Origin of the sequence: Alkalibacillus filiformis (assembly GCF_030814115.1) — a bacterium.
Taxonomy (GTDB): domain Bacteria; phylum Bacillota; class Bacilli; order Bacillales; family Alkalibacillaceae; genus Alkalibacillus; species Alkalibacillus filiformis.
Genome location: NZ_JAUSUP010000001.1, coordinates 721,276 through 739,978, shown reverse-complemented (window position 1 = coordinate 739,978; position 18,703 = coordinate 721,276). Strand labels below are relative to the sequence as shown.

The window sequence follows — 18,703 nt, the reverse complement described above, 5'->3', positions numbered from 1 at the left end:
GAGGCCAATTATTATGGCGTTTTCCTTAGGTATTATAGTGACGACATTAATATTAAGCGTTGTATACTTCAGTGAAGCTGAAGGTGAACAAGAAGTAGCTGATGTTGAGTCAAATGAACATATAACTATAGAAGAGGCACACGAGTTACTAGAAGAAGAAGGACATATTATAATATCTCAATCCGAAATGGACCAATTTGACCAATTAGAAGCTGATTATAATGATTTAAATGAACAATTAGAGGAGTACCAAGCTGAAGAATCAATAACTGATCATGATCATAAAGTATTTACGCTAGAGGTTGAATCAGGAATGAGTACACAAAATATAGCATCAGTTTTAGAAGAACAAGGTATCATTAATGATTCAGGTGAATTGGTTAACTATCTAACAGAAAATGACTACAGCCGAGCAATTCAAGTAGGAACTTACGTCGTAACTTCAGAAATGACTCATCAACAAATTGCTATTACTATAACAAATTAGACTGAAGCAGAATAAAAGGGGGGATCGGGTTGTATATTGCTGAAAGGTATACAATGTTCAAAGTAATTGACCAGTTAATAAACCATCAATTCGAAGTTCGACATATTTCTAAAAACCGAGACCTCTTTATTTTGGAAAGGTATGAAAAGCAAACGAGCCACATCATTCTTGTTAGTCAGAAACAATTTGATTGGGCGAATCATCTTAAAAGAGATGTTCAACATAAAGTAAATTATTTAATGAAGAAATTAAGGTTTGTGAGAGGTAGAAAAGTACATTACCATATTGCTTACTTTTCAGATTTGGCTCCAGTGGATCACTGGGAAGATGTTAGAGAAACTAAACCATTAAAAGAGAAGAAAAATGCTCAAGTTTCGGTGTATTACTTTAATCAAGGCGAAAAAAATGATGAATTATTCAGATTTTCTAATCAAGTTAACGAACATGTTACAGATTATATGAACTTAGATTTAGAGCCAACTTCTGAAGAAATGGATCGTCAGACTGTTTACCTAGAACAAAAAGTTGTCGGTTATCATAGAGCTAAAGAGAAAGAGTTTAAGCAAGTATTCTTTTATGGCAAAACGAGGTTAACCTATTTATTAATACTAGCTAATTTATTTGTTTTTGCCTTAGTTGAATTAAATGGGAGTAGTACAGATACATTTCATTTGATTGAATGGGGGGCAAAGTACAACCCAGCTATTGCAGATGGTGAGTGGTGGCGGATTGTATCATCTATGTTTTTACATATTGGTTCATTACATTTATTTATGAATATGCTTGCTCTCTTTTTCCTTGGTGATGTAGCTGAAAAAATATACGGCACCAAAAGATTTCTAATCATTTATTTCTTAGCAGGGGTTTTTGGTGGCGTGGCAAGTTTTGCGACGAATGATGCAGTAGCTGCTGGTGCTTCGGGGGCAATTTTTGGATTGTTCGGTGCATTACTTTTCTTTGGACTAAATTATCGTGAGCTATTTTTTAAAACAATGGGAACTAGTTTATTAATTATTATAGGGATTAATATTGTATTTGGCTTTACAGTTCCGCAAATTGATAATGGTGCTCATTTAGGTGGATTGATTGGTGGTTTCTTAGCAGCTCAAATCGTTCAATTACCATATAAAAAAGGTAAAATTAAGCAACTGATCGGAACTACACTATTTATTTTATTATTCTCTTCTATGACAGCGCATGGCGTTAATCATGCTGAAACATCTGAGGATCCACATTCGTTAGCACTTATTGCACAACAGCATATTAATAATGAAGAATATGATCGAGCAGTTCGGGTTCTATCAAAAGCAATCGATGAGGGAATTGATCACGAGTATTTATACTTCTATCGCTCTGTTGCCTTTATTGAACAAGATAATCTGTCTTTAGCTGAAGAAGATTTATATAAAGCCATTGAGTTAGATCATCGTTTCTCAGAGGCTTACTACAATTTAGGGGTATTATATGAGCAACGTGGAGAGCAGAATAAAGCAGTAGAATATGTTGAAGAAGCAATTAATCTTAATCCAGATCAACAACAATTTCGGGATTTTTATGATGAATTACTGACTAAAGGACGGGGAGAAGGATGAATAGCTACCTAGATGTACAAAAACTTTTAAAGCGTTTCGGTTCTTTTGTTTATTTAGGCGACCGAGAATCAGATATCATGTTGATGGAAGAAGAGATTAGAGAGTTGTATCAAAATAACCTAATTAGCTCTGAGGAATTTAAGCAAGCCGTCTTAATATTACGTTCTGAAATCAAATCGTAAAATAACTTTCGTTGTAAAATGTTTGAAAAAATGATAAAACGGGTATTAGATTAAATAACATTTTGAAACTTTTTTTAAAATGGAACGTCTAATATATGGGTGAGTTTTTTGTGGGAAGTGGAGGGAGCTACATGAATCGGATGAAAAGAATTCCGTTGTTTATCATTGCAGCGATATTAGTTGGAATAAAGACTTACGTTGTATATAGATTTTATTTTGATTTATCAATTGAATCATTATTCCAAGAAATTATTTTGTTAGTTAATGCTTTCGCCATTAGTATGTTTCTGTTCTTTATTGCAGTATGGCTAAAGCCGAAGAGTCAAAAACGGTATATATTAACGACGGGTATTGTTCTGTAGGTGATCATTTTTGCTAACTTAATGTATTATCGTAACTTTACAGACTTTGTTACGGTACCAACGTTATTTCAAGTTAATAATGCTGGAGATTTAGGCTCAAGTGTGACTTCTTTAGTTTATTTCTCAGATATATTATTATTTTTAGATGTAGCTTTAATTATAGCATTTATTAAACTAAATACTTTCTCAATTGAACAGTTCTCTAGTCAATTTCGTAAGCGGATCGTCGCTATATCGATGACAGCTGTAATTGTTAATTTAGTCTTAGCTGAGATTGAGAGGCCAATGCTTTTCCAACGCGGTTTTGACCGTGAATATTTAGTGAAAAATGTAGGGCTACCAGTTTTCCATGCTTATGACCTTGTAATGACAACATCGACACAGTCTAAACGCCTTTTTGCTGATGGTTCAGGTATGGACGAAATTGATGAGTATGTCAGTCAAAACGTTAGAGAAATTGAAAACCCTATTGATTTAACAGGGGTAGCAGAAGATAAAAACGTCATTTATATTGCAGTTGAATCGATGCAATCCTTTTTAATTGATGAAACATTAGACGGAGAAGAAGTTCTGCCGTTTTTAAACGAGTTTAAAGAAGATAGTTATTACTTTGAGAACTATTATCATCAAACTGGATTAGGGAAAACATCAGACCACGAATTTGTATTAGATAATAGTTTATATCCTTTACCTAATAGTGCAGCATTTTTCACTCATGCTCAAAATGAGTATAATTCTTTACCGAAAATTATTCAGGAAGAGCTTGGGTATGATTCGTATACTTTCCATGCAAACAATGGAAGCTTTTGGAATAGAAATGTAATGTATGAAACATTAGGGTATAATGATTTTTTTGATGTTGAGTCTTACGAGTTTGAGGAAAGTGATGAAATTGGTTGGGGATTAAACGATAAGATGTTCTTTGACCAATCAATTGATATGATGAAGGAACTAGAAGAACCTTATTATGCGAAGTTTATTACGCTAACTCACCACTTTCCATTTGAAATGCCAGAAGAAGAGGCGACAATCGACCAATTTGATTCGAGCTCTGTAACGTTAAATCAGTACTTCCAAACGGCACGTTATACAGACGAAGCACTGGAACAATTTATTAACCAGTTAAAAGAAGAAGGAATATATGAAGATTCAATTATTATTATGATGGGGGACCACTACGGAATTAGTTCTTATCATAATGAAGCTATGGCTAACTTTTTAGGTAAAGATGAAATTACACCGTACGATGAAGTGAAACTACAACGTGTGCCTATGATTATTCATATTCCAGGCCATGAAGATTCAGGAACACTGTCCACGTTATCAGGTCAGATTGATTATAAGCCTACAGTTTTAAATATGCTAGGAATAGAGAACGAAAACGACATTGTTTTTGGTAATGATTTGTTTTCACAAGAACGAAAAGACTTTATTGCTTTTCGTGATGGGCGTGTTGTAGGAGAAGATCATATATATGCTTCTGGAAACTGTTATGAGAATGAAAATGGTGAGTTGGTAGAAGAAGCTAATTGTGACCAAATGAGAGAACAGGCAGAACAAGAATTAAATTATTCAGATGAGATTATTTATGGAGACTTGTTTAGGTTTTATGACTTCGAACAAGGGGAAATAGCTGAAGAGAATAGCGATTAAACAAAAGCGTTAATCTGCTCAAATATTTGAGTAGGTTAGCGTTTTTTAGTAATCTTATATAACATAAGGACACAAACAGAAGGTGATGAAGTTTTGAGTGATGCAATATTTCAATTCAATCAAGTTAACCGTTTAGTTTTACAAAACATAACTTTCACTTTGCATGAAGAAGACCGACTCATTATTTTTGGGCCGTCAGGGGCCGGTAAATCGACTTTGCTTCATTTATTTAATCGAATGGATGACCCAGAGCAAGGTGAAGTATTATTTCATAATAAACGTATTGAGCAATATGATATTCCGCAATTGAGGAGAAGTGTTGGTTTAGTTTTACAACAACCTCACTTATTCCCTGATACGGTGTTAGATAATTTAAAGTTCGGCCCAAGCTTGTTTAACGATTGGGAAGAAGGACGTGCTGAACGTTTAATGGAATATGTGAACTTACCTATAGATTACTTAGACAAATCAGTTGAAGAATTATCAGGTGGGGAGAAGCAACGTGTCTCTTTAGCTCGTACATTAGCAAATAAACCAGATGTCTTATTATTAGATGAACCAACTAGTGCTTTAGACGATCGCAACATTGAAGCAATAGAAGAGGACCTGATCAGATTAATTGAACATAACCATCTTACAGTTGTGATGGTAACTCATAGTATGGACCAAGCTAAGAGGATTGGTACAAAGGGGCTTTATATAGAAGAAGGACAAGTTATTGAATACGGTGACATTAATCAATTATTAGAAAATCCTAATACAGATCAGCTTAAACAGTTTTTGCATAAGTCTTAAATCTACTAGGAGGATACAATATGGAACGGGACATACCTACTTATTCACTCTTGTTACTAATTGTTTTTGTTATGATTCCTTTTACAATTGCTTATATATATCAGCTTGGTCTAAAGAAAGATATTATTTGGTCAACGATCCGCGGTACACTTCAATTACTTTTAATTGGACTTATATTAACTTATTTGTTTGATTTATCGCCATTAGTCGGTATTCCTATAATGTTAAGTGTTATGATATTGGTTGCAACATTTCACGCTCGGAAAAAAGGAAAAGAATTGCCTTATATTTTTATTACTATTCTCGTTGGCTTAATCGGTGTAGAAATCATTGTTTTATCAATGTGGTTGGGTTTTGGGATGATTTCCTTTACACCTGAAGAAGTAATCCCGATGAGTGGAATGGTAATCGGAAATAGTATGGTAGCAATGGGGTTAGCTCTTGAACGATTGAAATCTGAATTCGAACAAAAACGAGGCAAACTTTTAGCTGCATTATCACTTGGTGCAACACCAAAACACGCTGCGCATATGTCAATTAAGAAGACTTTAAATGCAGCATTAATACCTAACATCGATCAATTGAAAACAATTGGTTTAGTACAGTTGCCAGGTATGATGACAGGCCTAATTTTAGGTGGAGTCGCTCCAATTATTGCAATTAAATACCAACTAGTTATATCTATTAGTATTTTTTCCTCAGTTTCATTGAGTGCTATTTTTATCTCAATGGTTATGTATCGATTCTTCTTTAATAAGCAGATGCAACTTTTAAACTTGCAAGATATAAAAAAAGACGGCTAACAAAATAAATGTTAGCCGCTTTAATTACCCGGTAAATACGTTCATCAGTTGACTATATAGAGTCATAACTGAATACCAACCAAATAATAGTAGTGATGCAGTTGCAAAAGCTACAGCAAAGAAGTTGCGGTTTTTAATTTCGCGGAAAATGGCAATAAAACTTAAAATCGCTACAACTAGCATCATAACTCCAAATACGAATTCTCCTACTTGCATGTCTGCTCCTCCTTGAATGAAAAACTTCCTCTTTGTTATGATTACAATGATACTAAGAAATTATCCGTAAGATTTCTCCCTTATATTTTATATAAAAAGTATTGAAGTGTCGAGTGATTTCATTAAAAATACATAGAAAAGGTGGAACGTTTTGTGAACATTTATAGTTTTTCTTTAGGATTATTAGGCACTAATTGTTATATTATCGAACAAAATCAGAAAGCACTAGTGGTTGATCCCGGTGGTGATGCAGAGAAGCTAATTCAATTTTTCTCTGAGAATGATATTCAACCAATAGCGATACTATTAACGCATGCCCATTTTGATCATATAGGTGGAGTAGAAGAGTTAAGAAGTTATTATAGTATTGATGTTTATATGCACGAATTAGAACGTGAATGGTTAACGAATCCACAACTAAATGGATCACAACGTTTTCAAGTAGGCGAGATCAAAGCTGAACGTGAAGCGGATCAATTTCTAACTGAAGGAATTAGTACCATTGACCAATTTGAGTTTAAAGTACTTCATACTCCTGGACATTCACCTGGTAGTATTTCATTCTTGTTTGAAAGTAATAATGTATTAATAGCTGGTGATACGTTATTTCAAATGGGAATTGGTCGAACAGATTTACCATTTGGTGAGCATCAAACCCTTTTACAATCCATACAAGGGAAGATCTTTAATTTATCAGATGACACGACTGTTTTACCTGGACACGGCCCTAAAACAACGGTTGGCGAAGAAAAAGAACAAAATCCATTTTTCTAGTTTAGTCATATATTGTTGAGAGCCACGTTTTAAAAAAAGTTCAACCCCAATTCGGAGTTGAACTTTTTTTAGTGTGAGAATGATGGTTCTAATAGGAACGTTACGTAATAAGTAAAACCTACCATAAAAACAGTTAAGTATGCGCCAAAAATATACATATAAAGACGTTCTGATAGGTTTAAGTATCCGATTCCTAAAAAGAAGATCGTTTGCGCTAGAAATGCTACGGACAGGCCTAAGTTACCTGCAGCATAGAAAAGTGCAGTGAAAACACCAGTCCAAAATGCTAGAACACGAAACATACGATCCATGTCTTTTCCTCCTTTGCCAGGAACTCGTCAGACATATTATATACGATGATTTAAATAATGTAAATGAACTTTTTTTGAAGCATTATAACTGGGCCACCAGGATTCGAACCTGGGAGTCACGGGATCAAAACCCGATGCCTTACCGCTTGGCTATGGCCCAATCACAATTGTTATTATAGTTCATTACATCAAGTATTATACATTATTATTGTAAAATGTTCATAATTAAATGCATTATTTGTTTCAATTTGTAACCTTAACTCAATCAAGTCATTGTCACTGATGGAATAGGCTACTTGTACTTTACCTGTCTTGTAGTTAAAATGAACGGTTTGGACGTTTGATGTTGGTGTAAAATCACCTGTCAAAAAGTCATGTATCCCCATATTAATTAAGTTCTGTATAGTTAATTGTTCGTCACTCCACTGAAGTTGTTCTTTTTGGTATTCGGTTTGAGCAAATAATATTATTAATGAGGAGCTAACCGTAATCAAATAAAATAACATAATGGGGAAGATTAACCCTTTTTCACCCTTAATATTCATTAATGTTGAAGTGTGTAAATACCGTCTCAAATTGCTGTCCCTGCCTTGTATATTGAATTTTGAGAGCATTTGGTGCTATTTTCTCGGTTTTAAAGCCGTGAATATCAAACATTATGACTTCAAACCCTTGTTGATTAGTACGTCGGATTACTCGATCATTATATTGCTCAAAAGTTACGATTCTACCTCCAGAGTCCACAAAGTGTAAACGATTATTGGCTATTCTTATTTCGCTACTTCTATTTAATTCAAATGAAGTTAGAAAATCAAATTGCCTGACCTCTAATTGATTAATGTTATTTAGAGGAGACAAGTCTGCTACTGGTTTAATTAAGTTATTCATCATTGGGAGTGTTAACATAAAAATGGCTAAGGCTACTAAAGTTGTTAGTAACGTATAACCTTGTTCATTACGTGTAGTTTGGGATATACTGACAAAGCTCTTTATTCGTGTCATTTGAATCCTTCCATTTAATACAGACGATTAATTGTTGATCATCTTCTAATAATATGGTTGAAAAATTCTCATTTGATAATTCCTCTAAATAGGAGGCAGGTGGGTCGTATTTAAGGATATACGCTTTTGCTTGTTGTAACTGGTGGTAAGCTTCTTCATGTCGTTCTATATCATGATTGTGTTTGTATAGCTGTGTTATAAATGGAATCGTCAAGCTTACTAATAAGCTGAAACATATTAAAGTTAATATGGCATCTTGTAAAATAAATCCATCTTCACGTTTCAGTAACATAGTACCTTCCTTTTCCAAATGGAAATGTGACTTCATAGGTTTGTCCATTTATTGAGATGTAAATCGTTCTCGGATCGACGATTGTACCTCTTGGGGTAAAAGAAATACGTCTAGTTTCATATTGAAATTGCACGTCTTCTCCAAACTCTCTTTCAATGATTGGGGATTCTAATGAACTTCGGTATATAATATAGCTGTTACTTGAAGTGAATAATAACGTTAATCTTCGTTGATATAGAAGAGAATGTTGTTGAATGTAGAATATATCTTGTTCAAAAGTGTCTAAGACGTGCTGTGTGGTTCGATTTGTATTTATTGAATGGAAGTTATACCATGAGAAAAAGAGGATCGTGAGAATAACGCTTAAAACGATTAATTGCTCAATCAATGTAAAACCATTAGAGTTATTAATCCTCATTCGCAATTGTCACACGACCATTGTTTAATAATAACTCAGTTTCATCAGGGCATGTTGCGCTAGGGATATAATCATCGACTAAGTCATTTAATTCACTTGGGTATGAACCTTCTTCTAATTTGTAAAGTTGTACTTGAGATTGAACTAAGTCTAAATATGCTTCACATCCAGTGTCGTCTACAAAACTATTGTGTTTTATGACATTAGGGATCGTTAAGATCAACAAAACAGAAATGATGAACAACACGATGAGCATTTCTATTAGAGTAAATCCTTTGTTATTTTTGACCATGATTTTCCACCTCTACATATGATTAATTAATTGAAACATAGGAAACAGTGTGAATAAGTATATAACGACCACCATACTGCCGATGAGTAAATACAAAGTAGGTTGAACCATTAGTAGTACTTTTTGTGTTTGCTCCTCTAGTGTTGAAAGCGCAATAGAGGAATACGCCCTTAAATCTTCAAGTAATGTTCCTTGTTCAGAACTTCTTAAAATCAAAAACTTAAAATCTTCTTCAATAAGGCTTAGGCCATTTGTAGAATTAACTAACTGATCTCCATTCTTCAAACGATCAATTATGATTTGTGCATAATGGCGTAAGATAATTAAATCGTTTTGGTGACTCATAATAATTAAACCTTCTTTAACGGTCTTACCGTTATTCATAGTTGAGGCTAGATGATAGGCAAAGTGAATCGTTGTCGTTAACTTAACAATAGACTTTATAAAAGGAATTCTTTCAATAATATTAATTTTTCGTTCAACATCTCCATTTTTATAAATGAAATATATTACAAAGGTAAAAATAATAGTGAGACATAGCAGTAAAGTAATGCTAGTTTGGATGATTGTAACGAATAAATTAAACCAGTAACTTGAAGAGTGGTTTCCAAAACTAGTCATCGTTTCAGTGTAGGCAGGGAGAAGGAAGCTACTTATGAAGAAAAAACCACCAAATGAAATTAACAGTAAGATTAATGGGTATTTACTTAAATTCTTTAACTTATTATAGAAGTCTAATCTCATTTTCAACATGTTATGGCAATTAATAATTTGTTCATTCATTTGTCCGGTTTCTCTTGAAAAATATAAAAATGCTATAACGATCGGGTGAAATTTTAATATTCTAAAGCAGTCTTCTATGCTCTTGCCGTTATGCAGAAAAGTTACAAACTGTTTAGCTAAATTACTGAATTGAGGATCGTACATCATAAACTCTAATGAACGTTTTAAAGTAAAATGATTGGACAGTAGTTTTGAGAGGCGTTCTAAAAAAGCAACTTGTTCACTTAATGTAACTGATTTATTAGTAGCTTTGAGTTGAATACCCATAGGCATAGGCTTTTCTCCTTAGTTGATGAAAGGTATTAAAATGGCTGTTATTCTCAGGAGGGAACCCTTTTATAGAACGGGTAAGGCTATCACCTTCTAGTAACTCAGCGATCGCTAACCTTGAGTATCCACGTTGTTCTTGTAATGGTTTAGATAACGGGATCAATTGTTGAGCTGCAATTCCAATAATGGTTTGATGAAGTTCTGTTTTCGTTAGTCCCATTTCTGATAGCCTTTCGATTGTGCCGTGAGCGTTTTTAGCGTGAACAGTAGTTAACACTAAGTGGCCTGTTAAAGCGGCTCTAAATGCAAATTGGGCTGTTGTTTCATCACGGACTTCCCCGACGGTTATGATGTCTGGGTCATGTCTTAAGGCTGCTTTTAATCCAACATCGTAACTGAAACCGGCTTTTTCATTAACTTGTACTTGTAATATTTGATCAACGTTTTGTTCGATTGGGTCTTCAAGAGAGATTGTTTGGTAACCGTATCGTTTGATTGCTTCTTTCATTAAGGCAAACATAGTAGAGGACTTACCACTTCCTGTTGGACCAGTGAATAATATAATCCCAGCTTTGTTTTGTATCCATTTAAGAAGAGATTCAGTTTGCTTAGGAAATAAGAACAGCTCGTTAATGGTAGGTGACTTGTTTTTTGGTAAAATTCTTATAGCAAGACTTTCAGTTGAAGTTAAAGGTAATGTTGATAACCTTAAGTGATAAGCATCGTGTCTAATTGAAACAGGAATTGTACCGTCTTGTGGAATTCGGTTCTCTGCAATATCCATACCAGAAGTAAATTTGTAATAACTTAAAAGGGTTTGGTAATCTGTAAGTGGGATTCTTTTATAAAACCAACGATAGCCATTAATTCTAAAATGAATGGCTACATCAACCTCTTCAGGTGAGAAATGGACATCCGTTGCCCCTTTATTAATAGCGTCATGAATAAATTGGTTAGATAAGTGGTCTGGTTTCAAAAAATCACTCCTTATATAGAGAAGTTTAGTAGGTGATCTAATGACAACTTTTGTATTAATTGGATTTATGGGTTCTGGGAAAACAACTATAGGACAATATCTCGCGCACTCTATGGAAATTCCTTTTGTTGATACAGATGATGAAATTGTTAATAGAGTTGGGATGTCGATCCCTAAAATCTTTGAACATTATGGTGAGCCATATTTTCGAAAAGTTGAAAGTGAAGTGTTAAAGTCATTCTCGAAGCAGAGCTGTGTCATCGCAACAGGGGGTGGAATCATTGAGTTGGATGCCAATCGCCAAATGTTAAAAAATGATGATTTTTTGACTATATGGCTGGACACTCAATTTGATACGATAATGAATAGACTAACTAACGATGAGTCAAGACCACTTTGGAATCAAAATGTTGAAAAAAGAATGAGTTTGTTCAATAGTAGACAACCACTTTATGATGTTACATCACACTTTTCAGTGAAAGTGGATGACAGGCCAGTGGAAGATCTTGTCGAGGAAATTAAACGCTATATATATTCTTATACAACGATTGAAACCGAACGTCAATACGACGAAAATCGTTAACTTTTGCGTTCAGTAAAATAACCAATGAATTTTGTCTTGTTAAACAAAATTTCATTGGTTATTTTTGTTTATAAGTTGGAAAAGTTTTTATTAAGAAGATGTAAGTTGTTTTGTTCGTTCTTGTGTTAAATAAAACAATCCACCATTAATCCAATTCACTTCTACTTTCGGGTATAACCTTTCATAAATTTGTTCCTTTGATTGATCGTAAAATTGTTGGTCTTCCTCGGTATGAAGCTCTGTTAATTCGTCTAACATTTTTAATTCTTGGTTATAAAGTTCAACTGATTTTTCACTGAAGGAGACCGCTTCTTGTTCTATTCTACTCGATAACTCTTTCGTTATATGTTCAATCGATCTTTCAGGTGATATGATATATGGAATTTTGTATGCATAATCAGGCACTTGTTGGACAAATTGTTGATCAAGGTTTTCATCAATCCAGTTAAAACGCATAGTACCATTAGTAAGAAGTATACCTATACTAACCATTTCATCATGAATATACCATCCACGATATTTAACTTGTAAGTTACAAACAAACCAAGGATAAAGCGGTGTTCGGGAAGTGTTTCCCCAAATCTGTTCATAAAGGGTAGTATAGCGACCTTCTTCTTGAATGACGTTAAATATTTGCTGTAAACGTGGTGAACCAAAGTGAATCCATTCACCTTCAGTCTCAGCTTCAATACCCTCCTTAGATTTATATGTGATAGTCATGGGTTCACCTTCATAGCCCATCGTGTTAATGTATTGCCAGTAAAATGGGCGATTCATCAACTGTTGGTCTAATTCTTTCGTCAACTTAACTGTTAATAAACCGTCTTGATTGTCTAAAATAGAAGCTTGTCTATGGTCAAAGAATTCATATAGAAACTCATGGATCTCAGCTTGTTTCATCTTTTAGCTCCCCTTCAGAATGTTCACTTTCACTTTGGATCACGGATACTAAGTTATCGATTTTAATTTCTGCTTCTTTCGTTGATTGTGATTCTTGAATGATATCCGTTATTTCTTCTTCAAAACTATTAGCACCGAAGCTACTTAAAATTTGGTCAATTTCCCCAATCACACCTTCAAAAATAGATAGTTTATCGTAAAGAAGGTTGAGGATTCTTTCATCCATTGTGTTGTTTAAGACAACGTAAAAAATATTGACTGTATCTTTTTGCCCGAAACGATGGATGCGTCCAATTCGTTGCTCTAACTTCATCGGATTCCAAGGTAAGTCATAATGGATCATGTTTTTACAAAATTGCAGGTTTAAGCCTTCTGCACCAGCGTCTGTTGCTATTAATACTTTTGCATTGTTTTGAAATAACTGTAGCATCCATTGTTTTTTGCTTTTTCTAAAATCACCGTTATATGGCACAGCACTTATGCCGTTTTGTTGGCATAGCCATTGTAAGTAAAGTTGTGATGATTTATATTCTGTAAAAATAATGACTTTATCATCAATTTCTTGAATAAGGTCAATTGTTCTTAAAGCTTTTGCATGGTTTGGTAGTTGTTCAATTAACTCAACAATAGGTGATTCTTTAAGTTTTTCCTGCTTCTTCATTGATAAATAACAAGCTTCACGACTTGAACAAAACTCACGTGATAAAGTCAAATTCGTTAATGCATGTGATGTTTCAAGTTGTTGTAGCTCATCATATACGTGCTGTTCTTCCGCTGTAAAATTAACTTGGATAGTCTTGATCTCCCTTGTAGCCCAAGGATCTTGAACATCACTTTTTCTGGAACGGACCATCGACTGTTTAATTAATGTTTGAATCGTATCATAGCTACTCTTTTTCACTTTTTCTTTAAAGATCCGTTTATCTCCTAATAAACCAGGACGTACAATTTTCATTAAGTGATAGACTTCATCAATTTTATTTTGTATAGGTGTTGCTGTAAGTAATAGACAATACGTTGACTTTAGTTGTTTTACGAATTGATAGTTTTTCGTATCAGCATTTTTCAGTCGGTGCGCTTCATCAACAATTAATAAGTCAAATTCTTGTTCAATTAAAGTAGATGCGTGTGGCTCTTTTTTGGCTAGATCAATTGAAGAGATGACTATGTCATAAGCTTCCCAAGGATACGAACGATGCTTAGCTCTAGCAGGAATGAAAAATGTATAATTCATCTCAGATTCCCATTGTCTAATTAGAGAAGAAGGGACTAGAATTAAAACTTTCTTGACTAATCCTTTGATCATTAATTCTTTTAAAATAACGCCTGCTTCTATTGTTTTACCTAATCCAACTTCATCAGCAAGAATAGCACGACCATGCATATGAAAAATAACTTTCTCAACAGCTTCTCTTTGGTGCGGTAGCAGTTCAAGATTAGGTAAATACTTCAATGAACTAAGCTCATTTTTGTTGGTCATCGATAGTTGGCTCAGTTCATATGCTTTTTTAAATGTATCCCAGTCACTGTTTTGATAGTCTTGCACACGGTTAATGACTTCGTATAAATGATCAGTATTAACTATTGGTTTCATATATGAGATCCCCTAACTATTAAAACTTTATGATGACGCTTACACATCATGAAGAGATGTGGTATAATACAAGTAGATTTTTATTCATACTTTTTAAACAATTTTTATGTAGCAATTTAATTAAACATCTCATTGTTTTATTATGCTCTAAAAATTAAATATTATGAGCGAATGATTACAAGGGGAGAGTTCACAACTGATGTGACGCCGACGGAGCAAGTACGTAACGTATGAATCTCTCAGGCACAAAGACTCTTGTATGACGCACCTCTGGAGAGTGTTTATCGAATAAGAGATAAACCACCAAAGATGTAAGCATTACATAGTGATGTGAAACTTTCAGGTGTCAGGACAGAGAGAATACCGAAGCTTAATTTGGTATTCTCTTTTTTAATGCTTTTATAAGCATGTGACTGGTACATTATCCTAATTGTAAAAACGGGGGTTATGAAATGGGAGAAATTAAAAGAACACCAATTTTTCCAGAATATGAAAAATTAGGTGCGAAAACGATTGATTTTGGTGGATGGGATCTTCCTGTTCAATTTTCGAGTATTAAAGAAGAGCACCATGCAACGCGTGAAAAAGCCGGTCTTTTCGATGTTTCACATATGGGTGAGGTTACAGTAACAGGCCCTGATAGTGAAGCGTTTCTACAAAAGATGGTGACTAATGACGTAAGTAAGTTAAACATTAATCAAGCTCAATATACAGCTATGTGCTATCCGGATGGTGGTACAGTAGACGATTTCCTAATATATAAGCGCGATGAAGAAGATTATTTACTTGTAGTAAATGCTGCTAATACTGAAAAGGACTACGAATGGTTAGTCGAACATCAAGAAGGAAATGTCGAGATTAACAATATCTCTGAGGGGTTAGTCCAATTAGCGTTGCAAGGTCCAAATGCTCAATCGATTTTACAAAAGATCACGCCGGAAGATCTAAGTGCTATTAAATTTTTCCGCTTTAAAGATGATGTAAAAGTAAATGGAGTAGAACATGGGGCATTAGTATCACGCACTGGTTATACTGGCGAGGATGGCTTTGAAATTTATATTAACCGTGAATCTGGCGTCGATTTATGGAACGCAATACTAAAAGCTGGTGAAGACGAAGGGTTACAGGCAATTGGTTTAGGTGCGCGTGATACGTTAAGGTTTGAAGCGAACCTAGCATTGTATGGCCAAGAGTTAACTAAAGACATTACACCGATTGAAGCAGGGATTGGTTTTGCTGTAAAAGTGAATAAAGAAATTGACTTTATTGGCAAAGAAGTATTAAAAGAACAGAAGGAAAACGGGCCAAAACGTAAATTAGTAGGAATTGAAATGATTGATAAAGGCATTCCTCGTAATGGTTATCCTGTGATGAAAGATGAAGAGGAAGTTGGCTTTGTCACTTCGGGCACACAGTCACCGACATTGGGGAAAAACGTAGGTCTAGCACTAGTTGATACTCAGTATGTAAATGAAGGTGAAGAATTACAAGTTAAAGTAAGAAAAAGAACGCTTAACGCTCAAGTAGTTCCAACACCATTTTATAAAAGAAAGTAAGGGGTGAAGTAAATGCAACATCGATATATTCCAATGACAGATCAAGACAGAAAAGATATGTTAGAAACAATTGGTGTAAACTCAACTGAAGAACTTTTTAATGATATTCCACAAAAAGTCCGCTTTGATGGTGAATTAAATATCAAACCAGCTAAATCAGAATATGAGTTAACCAAAGAGTTAACACAATTAGCTGAACAAAATAGTCATACGAAATCTCATACGTCATTTTTAGGTGCGGGTGTCTACCAACATTACATTCCATCTATTGTAGACCATGTTATTTCTCGTTCTGAATTTTATACAGCTTATACTCCATATCAGCCTGAAATCTCTCAAGGTGAGTTACAGGCAATCTTTGAATTTCAAACGATGGTTTGTGAAATGACAGGGATGGAAGTAGCAAACTCATCTATGTACGATGGTGGTACTGCATTAGCAGAAGCGGTGAACTTAAGTGCAGGCCAAACGAAAAAGAAAAAAGTACTTGTCTCAAAAGCGATTCACCCAGAATCAATGGAAGTTATTTATACGTATGCAAAAGGTTTTAACTTAGAGATTGTTGAAATTGATTACCAAAATGGTTTAACAGACTTAGAGCAGTTAAAGTCTGAACTAGATGAGGATACTGCGAGTGTCGTTATTCAGTATCCAAACTTTTTCGGCCAAGTTGAGCCATTAAAAGAAGTTGAAACGATGCTAGAAGATCAAAAGAAAACGATGATGATTGTTTCTAGTAACCCACTTGCTTTAGGATATTTAACACCACCAGGAGAATTTGGTGCAGATATCGTTGTTGGTGATACGCAAGTGTTTGGTATTCCGGCACAATTCGGTGGACCACATTGCGGTTATTTCGCAACAACGAAAAAGTTAATGCGTAAAGTACCGGGGCGCCTTGTCGGTCAAACAGTCGATGAAGAAGGTCGTCGTGGTTTTGTATTAACGTTACAAGCGCGTGAACAGCATATTCGTCGTGATAAGGCGACATCAAACATTTGTTCAAACCAAGCTTTAAACGCATTAGCATCTTCGGTTGCAATGACAGCTCTTGGTAAACAAGGTGTTCGTGAAATGGCTGAATTAAATATGAAAAAAGCACGTTATGCGAAAAAAGCATTTGAAGCGGCTGGTTTTGAAACATTACATGAAGGACCATTTTTCAACGAGTTTATTGTGAAGTTGAATAAGCCGGTTTCAGAAGTAAATGAACAATTACTGCAAAAAGGCTATATCGGTGGCTATGATTTAGGACGTACCAGTGACGGCTATGACCAGCACATGTTAGTTGCAGTGACAGAAGTTCGTTCAAAAGAAGAAATCGACCAATTTGTGAAGGAAGTAGGTGAGGCTAATGGCTAAAGAGCAAGATTTTCCAGTCATTTTTGAATTGAGCCAAGAAGGACGTAAAGGTTATCACTTACCTGAACTAGATGTTGACGACATTAACTTAGATGATGAGTTTTCTAATGAATATATTCGTCAAGAAAATCCAGATTTACCTGAAGTAAGTGAACTACAAATCATGCGTCATTATACAGCACTTTCAACACGAAACCATGGTGTAGATTCTGGTTTCTATCCATTAGGTTCATGTACGATGAAATATAATCCGAAAATTAATGAAGATATTACACGCATTCCAGGTTTCAGTATGATTCACCCTTATCAAGAGGAAAGTTCTGTACAAGGTGCATTAGCTTTAATGTATGACCTACAAGAATCATTAAGTGAAATTACAGGTATGCATTCTGTAACGCTACAATCAGCAGCTGGTGCTCAAGGTGAGTGGACGGGTCTAATGATGATTGGTGCATTCCATGAAGCGAACGGTGATCATCACCGTACTAAAGTCATTGTTCCAGACTCAGCACATGGAACTAACCCAGCTTCAGCTACAGTTGCCGGATTTGAAGCTGTAACAGTTAAATCCAATGATCAAGGGTTAGTAGACCTAGAAGACTTGAAGCGCGTTGTAGATGAAAATACAGCTGCATTAATGTTAACGAACCCAAACACTTTAGGACTGTTTGAAGAGCATATTTTAGAGATGGCTGAAATTGTTCACGAAGCAGGAGGGCGCTTATATTATGACGGCGCTAACTTAAATGCAATTATGGGTTACACTCGTCCTGGTGACATGGGCTTTGACGTTGTTCACTTAAACTTACACAAAACATTCACAGGACCACACGGTGGTGGTGGACCAGGCTCTGGACCAGTAGGAGTAACTGAAGAGTTAGCACCATATTTACCGAAACCGTTAATTTCTAAGCGTGATTCTGAAGAATACTTCTTTGATTATGACCGTCCGAAATCAATCGGTAGAATTAAACCATATTACGGAAACTTTGGAATTAACGTTCGCGCTTATACGTACATCCGTTCTATGGGACCTGACGGCTTAAAACAAGTAAGTGAAAATGCAGTGTTAAATGCAAATTATATGATGAGACGCTTAGAAACAGAGTTTGAATTACCATTTAGCCAACATTGTAAACACGAATTTGTCTTATCTGGTAAGAACCAGAAGAAGATGGGTGTTAGAACGTTAGATATGGCAAAACGCCTATTAGACTTTGGTTACCACCCACCAACAATCTACTTCCCATTAAATGTTGAGGAAGCATTAATGGTTGAGCCGACAGAAACAGAAGCAAAAGAAACGTTAGATGAATTCATCGATGCGATGATTCAAATATCTAACGAGGCTAAAGAAGATCCTGAAAAAGTACAAGAAGCACCACACACGACAGTTGTTGATCGTATGGATGAAACAACAGCAGCGAGAAAACCTGTCTTACGTTATTATCGTGAAGACTAATGGTTGATTAAGTTAAAAAACAGTTCGGTTCTGATAAA

General features: G+C 35.0%; 22 protein-coding genes, 1 tRNA gene, 1 pseudogene and 1 riboswitch. Of the genes and pseudogenes, 12 read left to right on the top strand and 12 right to left on the bottom strand.

Features of this window, described 5'->3' with window-relative positions:
- Nucleotides 1-13: 13 nt before the first annotated feature.
- The 7 genes and pseudogenes from J2R98_RS04105 to J2R98_RS04075 all read left to right on the top strand — a co-directional run bounded on the left by J2R98_RS04105 (nucleotide 14) and on the right by J2R98_RS04075 (nucleotide 5,874).
- The gene (locus J2R98_RS04105) at nucleotides 14-487 is read left to right on the top strand and encodes an MltG/YceG/YrrL family protein (protein ID WP_307066360.1); all 474 of its coding nucleotides are present in this window, start codon (nucleotides 14-16) and stop codon (nucleotides 485-487) included.
- Nucleotides 488-516: 29 nt separating this feature from the next.
- Entirely contained in the window at nucleotides 517-2,079 is a 1,563-nt protein-coding gene (locus J2R98_RS04100) for a rhomboid family intramembrane serine protease (protein ID WP_307066359.1), read from the top strand.
- On the top strand, nucleotides 2,076-2,261 hold the full coding sequence (locus J2R98_RS04095; protein WP_307066357.1) for a YqgQ family protein: 186 nt from the start codon (nucleotides 2,076-2,078) through the stop codon (nucleotides 2,259-2,261). The genes J2R98_RS04100 and J2R98_RS04095 overlap by 4 nt, the downstream gene beginning before the upstream one ends.
- 95 nt (nucleotides 2,262-2,356) lie before the next feature.
- Nucleotides 2,357-3,004, top strand: a pseudogene (locus tag J2R98_RS14580) (hypothetical protein); the annotation flags it as partial.
- Complete coding sequence (locus J2R98_RS04085; protein WP_503128522.1) at nucleotides 2,990-4,276, top strand: LTA synthase family protein; 1,287 nt, start codon at nucleotides 2,990-2,992, stop codon at nucleotides 4,274-4,276. The pseudogene J2R98_RS14580 and the gene J2R98_RS04085, both read left to right, overlap by 15 nt.
- Nucleotides 4,277-4,369: 93 nt before the next feature.
- The gene (locus tag J2R98_RS04080; RefSeq protein WP_307066350.1) at nucleotides 4,370-5,071 is read left to right on the top strand and encodes an ABC transporter ATP-binding protein; all 702 of its coding nucleotides are present in this window, start codon (nucleotides 4,370-4,372) and stop codon (nucleotides 5,069-5,071) included.
- 20 nt (nucleotides 5,072-5,091) lie between these two features.
- The gene (locus J2R98_RS04075; RefSeq protein WP_307066348.1) at nucleotides 5,092-5,874 is read left to right on the top strand and encodes an ABC transporter permease; all 783 of its coding nucleotides are present in this window, start codon (nucleotides 5,092-5,094) and stop codon (nucleotides 5,872-5,874) included.
- A gap of 24 nt (nucleotides 5,875-5,898) precedes the next feature.
- Here the strand turns inward: J2R98_RS04075 and J2R98_RS04070 are convergent, their stop codons facing one another.
- Entirely contained in the window at nucleotides 5,899-6,090 is a 192-nt protein-coding gene (locus J2R98_RS04070) for a DUF2759 domain-containing protein (protein ID WP_307066345.1), read from the bottom strand.
- Nucleotides 6,091-6,243: 153 nt separating this feature from the next.
- On the opposite strand from J2R98_RS04070, the gene J2R98_RS04065 reads away from it, so the two are divergent.
- Nucleotides 6,244-6,864, top strand: coding sequence for an MBL fold metallo-hydrolase (locus J2R98_RS04065; RefSeq protein ID WP_307066343.1), 621 nt, complete (start codon nucleotides 6,244-6,246; stop codon nucleotides 6,862-6,864).
- Nucleotides 6,865-6,932: 68 nt separating this feature from the next.
- On the opposite strand, the gene J2R98_RS04060 is transcribed toward J2R98_RS04065, so the two are convergent.
- The 9 genes from J2R98_RS04060 to comGA all read right to left on the bottom strand — a co-directional run bounded on the left by J2R98_RS04060 (nucleotide 6,933) and on the right by comGA (nucleotide 11,208).
- Entirely contained in the window at nucleotides 6,933-7,175 is a 243-nt protein-coding gene (locus J2R98_RS04060) for a DUF2626 family protein (protein ID WP_307066341.1), read from the bottom strand.
- 88 nt (nucleotides 7,176-7,263) lie between these two features.
- Nucleotides 7,264-7,335: transfer RNA gene (locus J2R98_RS04055), tRNA-Gln, on the bottom strand.
- Nucleotides 7,336-7,363: 28 nt separating this feature from the next.
- Entirely contained in the window at nucleotides 7,364-7,681 is a 318-nt protein-coding gene (locus tag J2R98_RS04050) for a hypothetical protein (protein ID WP_307066339.1), read from the bottom strand.
- Between the two features lie 28 nt (nucleotides 7,682-7,709).
- Nucleotides 7,710-8,177, bottom strand: a complete 468-nt coding sequence (locus J2R98_RS04045) for a competence type IV pilus minor pilin ComGF (protein WP_307066338.1) — start codon at nucleotides 8,175-8,177, stop codon at nucleotides 7,710-7,712.
- On the bottom strand, nucleotides 8,131-8,469 hold the full coding sequence (locus J2R98_RS04040) for a hypothetical protein (protein ID WP_307066336.1): 339 nt from the start codon (nucleotides 8,467-8,469) through the stop codon (nucleotides 8,131-8,133). The genes J2R98_RS04045 and J2R98_RS04040 overlap by 47 nt, the downstream gene beginning before the upstream one ends.
- Nucleotides 8,453-8,887 (bottom strand): competence type IV pilus minor pilin ComGD, encoded by a 435-nt coding sequence (comGD, locus tag J2R98_RS04035; protein ID WP_307066334.1) that lies wholly within the window; start codon nucleotides 8,885-8,887, stop codon nucleotides 8,453-8,455. The genes J2R98_RS04040 and comGD overlap by 17 nt, the downstream gene beginning before the upstream one ends.
- Entirely contained in the window at nucleotides 8,877-9,179 is a 303-nt protein-coding gene (gene comGC, locus J2R98_RS04030; RefSeq protein WP_307066333.1) for a competence type IV pilus major pilin ComGC, read from the bottom strand. Before comGC ends, comGD begins: the two co-directional genes overlap by 11 nt.
- Before the next feature lie 12 nt (nucleotides 9,180-9,191).
- Nucleotides 9,192-10,235 (bottom strand): type II secretion system F family protein, encoded by a 1,044-nt coding sequence (locus J2R98_RS04025; protein ID WP_307066332.1) that lies wholly within the window; start codon nucleotides 10,233-10,235, stop codon nucleotides 9,192-9,194.
- On the bottom strand, nucleotides 10,204-11,208 hold the full coding sequence (comGA, locus tag J2R98_RS04020) for a competence type IV pilus ATPase ComGA (protein WP_307066331.1): 1,005 nt from the start codon (nucleotides 11,206-11,208) through the stop codon (nucleotides 10,204-10,206). The genes J2R98_RS04025 and comGA overlap by 32 nt, the downstream gene beginning before the upstream one ends.
- A gap of 40 nt (nucleotides 11,209-11,248) precedes the next feature.
- Between comGA and J2R98_RS04015 the strand changes: the two genes are divergently transcribed.
- Nucleotides 11,249-11,791 carry a shikimate kinase gene (locus J2R98_RS04015; protein ID WP_307066330.1) on the top strand — a complete coding sequence of 181 codons (543 nt, stop codon included), beginning with the start codon at nucleotides 11,249-11,251 and terminating at the stop codon, nucleotides 11,789-11,791.
- Between the two features lie 90 nt (nucleotides 11,792-11,881).
- On the opposite strand, the gene J2R98_RS04010 is transcribed toward J2R98_RS04015, so the two are convergent.
- Both J2R98_RS04010 and J2R98_RS04005 read right to left on the bottom strand, forming a co-directional pair.
- On the bottom strand, nucleotides 11,882-12,691 hold the full coding sequence (locus J2R98_RS04010) for a YqhG family protein (protein WP_307066329.1): 810 nt from the start codon (nucleotides 12,689-12,691) through the stop codon (nucleotides 11,882-11,884).
- Complete coding sequence (locus tag J2R98_RS04005) at nucleotides 12,678-14,285, bottom strand: DEAD/DEAH box helicase (RefSeq protein WP_307066328.1); 1,608 nt, start codon at nucleotides 14,283-14,285, stop codon at nucleotides 12,678-12,680. The genes J2R98_RS04010 and J2R98_RS04005 overlap by 14 nt, the downstream gene beginning before the upstream one ends.
- A 171-nt stretch (nucleotides 14,286-14,456) precedes the next feature.
- Nucleotides 14,457-14,550: riboswitch (glycine riboswitch) on the top strand.
- A gap of 187 nt (nucleotides 14,551-14,737) precedes the next feature.
- Here J2R98_RS04005 and gcvT point away from each other — a divergent pair.
- From gcvT to gcvPB, 3 genes are read left to right on the top strand one after another with little or no spacing between them, the layout of a single operon-like run.
- The gene (gcvT, locus tag J2R98_RS04000; RefSeq protein ID WP_307066327.1) at nucleotides 14,738-15,841 is read left to right on the top strand and encodes a glycine cleavage system aminomethyltransferase GcvT; all 1,104 of its coding nucleotides are present in this window, start codon (nucleotides 14,738-14,740) and stop codon (nucleotides 15,839-15,841) included.
- Nucleotides 15,842-15,853: 12 nt separating this feature from the next.
- The gene (gene gcvPA, locus J2R98_RS03995; RefSeq protein WP_307066326.1) at nucleotides 15,854-17,203 is read left to right on the top strand and encodes an aminomethyl-transferring glycine dehydrogenase subunit GcvPA; all 1,350 of its coding nucleotides are present in this window, start codon (nucleotides 15,854-15,856) and stop codon (nucleotides 17,201-17,203) included.
- Nucleotides 17,196-18,665, top strand: coding sequence for an aminomethyl-transferring glycine dehydrogenase subunit GcvPB (gcvPB, locus tag J2R98_RS03990; protein WP_307066325.1), 1,470 nt, complete (start codon nucleotides 17,196-17,198; stop codon nucleotides 18,663-18,665). The genes gcvPA and gcvPB overlap by 8 nt, the downstream gene beginning before the upstream one ends.
- Nucleotides 18,666-18,703: the final 38 nt, after the last annotated feature.

Excerpts from the sequence above, each read along its gene's own strand:
- J2R98_RS04105 (WP_307066360.1), top strand. The coding sequence starts at position 14 with ATGGCGTTTTCCTTAGGTATTATAGTGACGACATTAATATTAAGCGTT.
- J2R98_RS04095 (WP_307066357.1), top strand. The coding sequence starts at position 2,076 with ATGAATAGCTACCTAGATGTACAAAAACTTTTAAAGCGTTTCGGTTCT.
- J2R98_RS04085 (WP_503128522.1), top strand. The coding sequence starts at position 2,990 with ATGACAACATCGACACAGTCTAAACGCCTTTTTGCTGATGGTTCAGGT.
- J2R98_RS04075 (WP_307066348.1), top strand. The coding sequence starts at position 5,092 with ATGGAACGGGACATACCTACTTATTCACTCTTGTTACTAATTGTTTTT.
- J2R98_RS04070 (WP_307066345.1), bottom strand. The coding sequence starts at position 6,090 with ATGCAAGTAGGAGAATTCGTATTTGGAGTTATGATGCTAGTTGTAGCG.
- J2R98_RS04060 (WP_307066341.1), bottom strand. The coding sequence starts at position 7,175 with ATGGATCGTATGTTTCGTGTTCTAGCATTTTGGACTGGTGTTTTCACT.
- J2R98_RS04050 (WP_307066339.1), bottom strand. The coding sequence starts at position 7,681 with ATGTTATTTTATTTGATTACGGTTAGCTCCTCATTAATAATATTATTT.
- J2R98_RS04045 (WP_307066338.1), bottom strand. The coding sequence starts at position 8,177 with ATGACACGAATAAAGAGCTTTGTCAGTATATCCCAAACTACACGTAAT.
- J2R98_RS04040 (WP_307066336.1), bottom strand. The coding sequence starts at position 8,469 with ATGTTACTGAAACGTGAAGATGGATTTATTTTACAAGATGCCATATTA.
- comGD (WP_307066334.1), bottom strand. The coding sequence starts at position 8,887 with ATGAGGATTAATAACTCTAATGGTTTTACATTGATTGAGCAATTAATC.
- comGC (WP_307066333.1), bottom strand. The coding sequence starts at position 9,179 with ATGGTCAAAAATAACAAAGGATTTACTCTAATAGAAATGCTCATCGTG.
- J2R98_RS04025 (WP_307066332.1), bottom strand. The coding sequence starts at position 10,235 with ATGCCTATGGGTATTCAACTCAAAGCTACTAATAAATCAGTTACATTA.
- J2R98_RS04015 (WP_307066330.1), top strand. The coding sequence starts at position 11,249 with ATGACAACTTTTGTATTAATTGGATTTATGGGTTCTGGGAAAACAACT.
- J2R98_RS04010 (WP_307066329.1), bottom strand. The coding sequence starts at position 12,691 with ATGAAACAAGCTGAGATCCATGAGTTTCTATATGAATTCTTTGACCAT.
- J2R98_RS04005 (WP_307066328.1), bottom strand. The coding sequence starts at position 14,285 with ATGAAACCAATAGTTAATACTGATCATTTATACGAAGTCATTAACCGT.
- gcvT (WP_307066327.1), top strand. The coding sequence starts at position 14,738 with ATGGGAGAAATTAAAAGAACACCAATTTTTCCAGAATATGAAAAATTA.
- gcvPA (WP_307066326.1), top strand. The coding sequence starts at position 15,854 with ATGCAACATCGATATATTCCAATGACAGATCAAGACAGAAAAGATATG.
- gcvPB (WP_307066325.1), top strand. The coding sequence starts at position 17,196 with ATGGCTAAAGAGCAAGATTTTCCAGTCATTTTTGAATTGAGCCAAGAA.